The organism is Sulfurovum sp. bin170 (assembly GCF_010892395.1).
In the GTDB taxonomy this organism is placed as follows: Bacteria; Campylobacterota; Campylobacteria; order Campylobacterales; family Sulfurovaceae; genus UBA1140.
The window spans coordinates 1-3050 of record NZ_JAACKB010000338.1 but is presented as its reverse complement, the minus strand read 5'-3'; the positions used below and the strand labels follow the sequence as shown (position 1 = coordinate 3050).

Sequence of the window (3050 nt, the reverse complement as noted above, 5' to 3'; positions counted from 1 at the left end):
TCAAAAAAAGGAACAGAAAATGAAAAAAACAATTATTTCACTACTAACACTGTTTACATTTGCCAGTGCTACTGATGGATGTATCTTGGAGCAATCAGATGATATAAATGTGACATGGAAGGCTTATAAAACATTGGCAAAGCTTGGTGTAAGTGGTCAATTTACAGGGGTTAATCATACTCCAAATAAAAAATCAGGAAAAAACTTCAAAGAGATATTTGTTGGTTCGATGGTGAATATAGATGTGAGCAAGATAGATACTGGTGATGCATCAAGGGACAAGACTTTGGTTAAGTGGTTTTTCTCTAAGTTATATGGGGAGACGATTGAGGGTAAGATTGTAGATATTGAGGAGAATAAGCGAGTTGATAAAGGTGCTAGAACAGGTGTTATTGATGTGAAGATAACGATGAATAAGAAGACACTGATTGTACCGATGTCATATCACTATAATAAAGGTGATTTCAGAGCTACTGGAACTATAGACCTATTTGATTTTGCAGGGAGCAACGCACTAGCTAGTCTCAATAAGAGCTGTTATGACCTACATGAAGGCAAAACTTGGAATGATGTGACTATTGAGTTTAGAACCAATATCAAAGCTACTCTTTGTGATGTAAAGATAAAGAAGTAGATGAAGTCTAAAAAAATAGTCTCTTAAGTCTCTGAAAAAAAGAGAGTTGCTTCTCTTTTTTCTCTATCTTTTTTACCTTTTTCTCATCTTCACAAAGATTTTCAATATAGGCTTTGGCTGCTTTTATCTTATGAGGTGTAAAATCAATCTGCATCTAAAATCCTCTCTATCTCATACATGGCATCCTCATTTTTGAGTCTAAACTTGACCTCTATTCTTCTTGAAGCATCTTTGTCTTCAACGCCATTAATTTTGATTGCATCAAGATAGGAGCGACCACTTGCTACTAGTTTTGTTTTGATATTATTCTTTTTGATATAGTCCAGAGTTAGGAGATAGTTCATGACAGCGTAAGCTCTTTTTTGAGAGAGACTTAGGTTATAGAGGTATCCACCATCGCTATCGGTGTGACCCTCTATAATGATTTTATCAAGATGGTCAGATATATTTTTATTGCTGATTAGTGTATCTACATACTCTATAAAATTTGATTTGAGTTGGCTTTTTGAACTATCTTTGAGTTGTGCAGAGCCTTTATCAAATAGGATACTGGATGATAGTCGTAGAGAACCACTCTCTTTATCTATATTTATCTTGTTCCCCAGTGCTGATTTGAGTTCTGCTATAACTTTCAGTTTAATTCCAGTTAGAGATTTTATTTGTGCTTTTTGAGCTTGAAGTTTTGTCAATAGGTCATCATATTTTGTCTGTCTGTTATCTAGTGCTTTTAGTAGTTGTAGAAGTTTGGCATCATTTAGTTTTAGCTTCTCATCCTGTTTTGTTAGTGTGCTTGAGAGTACAAGAACCTTACCTTTGTACTCCTCTACTATATCATTTTGATACTCTATAGTGTTGGTATAGTCACTTGTTAGATTTTGCAGTAAGATAACCTTGTCAGAGTATCTATCTATTTTTGTATTTTGTGCCAAAAGAAGTTGATTGAGCTTCTCTATCTCATTTGACTTTAATGTTAAACTCTCTTTGGAGACTATAAGTGCCTGTTGACTTTCATTTAGTGCTTGTTTTCGTTTTGCCAAGAGATTTCGTAGTTTGTTAATCTCATAATCTTTTATATGAATGGTTTCTGATTTATCTTCTATATTTTCAGACTGCTCTTTGAGTATCTCCTCTTGTGTTTTGAGTGTATCTGATTGTACCTCTAGTGTGGACTCCTTCTCTTTTAGAGAATCTTTTAGGATTGAGGATTTGACAATAATCGCACCAATAAGTAGGATAAAGACAAAAAGCAGACCTGCCATTAGGTCAGCATAAGATATCCAAAAGTTGCTATTTTCAGTTTGGCTACTCTGTTTAAACATTATCTCTATTGCCAATACTGTTAGAAATCTCTGTATGGTACCTAGAGACTGTATCTTGTAATACTCTATTTTGTTCACTTATACTTGTAGCAAAGTTCCCTAGTTTGATGATAATATCACCCAACTCATCATCTATTTTATGGAAAGTGATATTAAGAGAGTTCTCTAATGAGTTATCAAATTTATCTATGGAGTTATGAAGCTTGTCTGTAGTAAGTATAAACTTTCGAAGATTATCATCTATCTTCTGGGTTGCTGTTAGTGCGTTATTGGATTTGTGTACTTTTGAGATAGTCTCCTGTAAGTCAGTAGAGACCATCTTCATATGAGTAGTAATATTTGTAAAGTTTCTGTTGGTCTCATCTATAATAGTTTGAAAATTTTCCATATGTTGTTGATTTAGCATCTGTATAAACTCCAAGTTAAATGTCTCTTTTAGAGCATCTATCATCTTTGCATCTCTCATCTCATGTTGAGAGTGTTCATGTCGTTTGAGTTCACTATCTGTCCATATAAACTCACTGTATACATTTTGTAGATGATGTTTATCTTGGTCAGCTTTTGAGAGACCTCTCTTTTCAAAGTAGTTCCATAGGATAGAGAGAAAGATACCAAATATAGAGGCATAAAATGCTGTTCCAATACCACTAAGCAGAATCGAAATCTCACTATCTAGTGCAGAACTCTCTTGTATAGAAAAATCAGGCATAGATATAGCAATCGCTGTAAAAGTACCCAAGATACCGAGCATTGGGAAGAATGAGGGTGCAACAGAGGCAAAGTTGTCATTACGAAAGGTCTTGTAGTACTCAAGAATATAATCTTCTATATTGATTGTTGATTTGGTCTCATCACCAATAGTTAGGGAGTTACTTTTTATATTTTTCTGTAGCTGTTGCTGTAGATGGATATAACTTTTACGCATATTACATATAGCGTAGTTTGCATTATGTTGTATAAAAAGTAGATATATAAAATAGATTAGAGATATGATAATTAGTGAGTGCATATCAACTTTAAGTGATATTATTTTCATATAACCAAGGACAATACCTGTTAGAAATAGAGTTGGAAGTAGAGCAATTACTGCGTAATTT

General features: G+C 33.8%; 4 protein-coding genes. 1 reads left to right on the top strand and 3 read right to left on the bottom strand.

Going from position 1 to position 3050, the window contains the following annotated elements:
• The first annotated feature begins 19 nt into the window (after positions 1-19).
• Positions 20-634, top strand: coding sequence for a YceI family protein (locus GSY74_RS08070; RefSeq protein ID WP_164664594.1), 615 nt, complete (start codon positions 20-22; stop codon positions 632-634).
• A gap of 7 nt (positions 635-641) precedes the next feature.
• On the opposite strand, the gene GSY74_RS08065 is transcribed toward GSY74_RS08070, so the two are convergent.
• From GSY74_RS08065 to GSY74_RS08055, 3 genes are all read right to left on the bottom strand, one after another.
• Entirely contained in the window at positions 642-788 is a 147-nt protein-coding gene (locus GSY74_RS08065; RefSeq protein ID WP_164664593.1) for a hypothetical protein, read from the bottom strand.
• Positions 778-1968: an OmpA family protein gene (locus GSY74_RS08060; protein WP_255494585.1), complete on the bottom strand. Its 1191-nt coding sequence runs from the start codon at positions 1966-1968 to the stop codon at positions 778-780. Before GSY74_RS08060 ends, GSY74_RS08065 begins: the two co-directional genes overlap by 11 nt.
• Positions 1946-3050 (bottom strand): MotA/TolQ/ExbB proton channel family protein (locus tag GSY74_RS08055; protein ID WP_164664592.1); only part of this gene is annotated, 1105 nt, incomplete at its 5' end. The genes GSY74_RS08060 and GSY74_RS08055, both read right to left, overlap by 23 nt.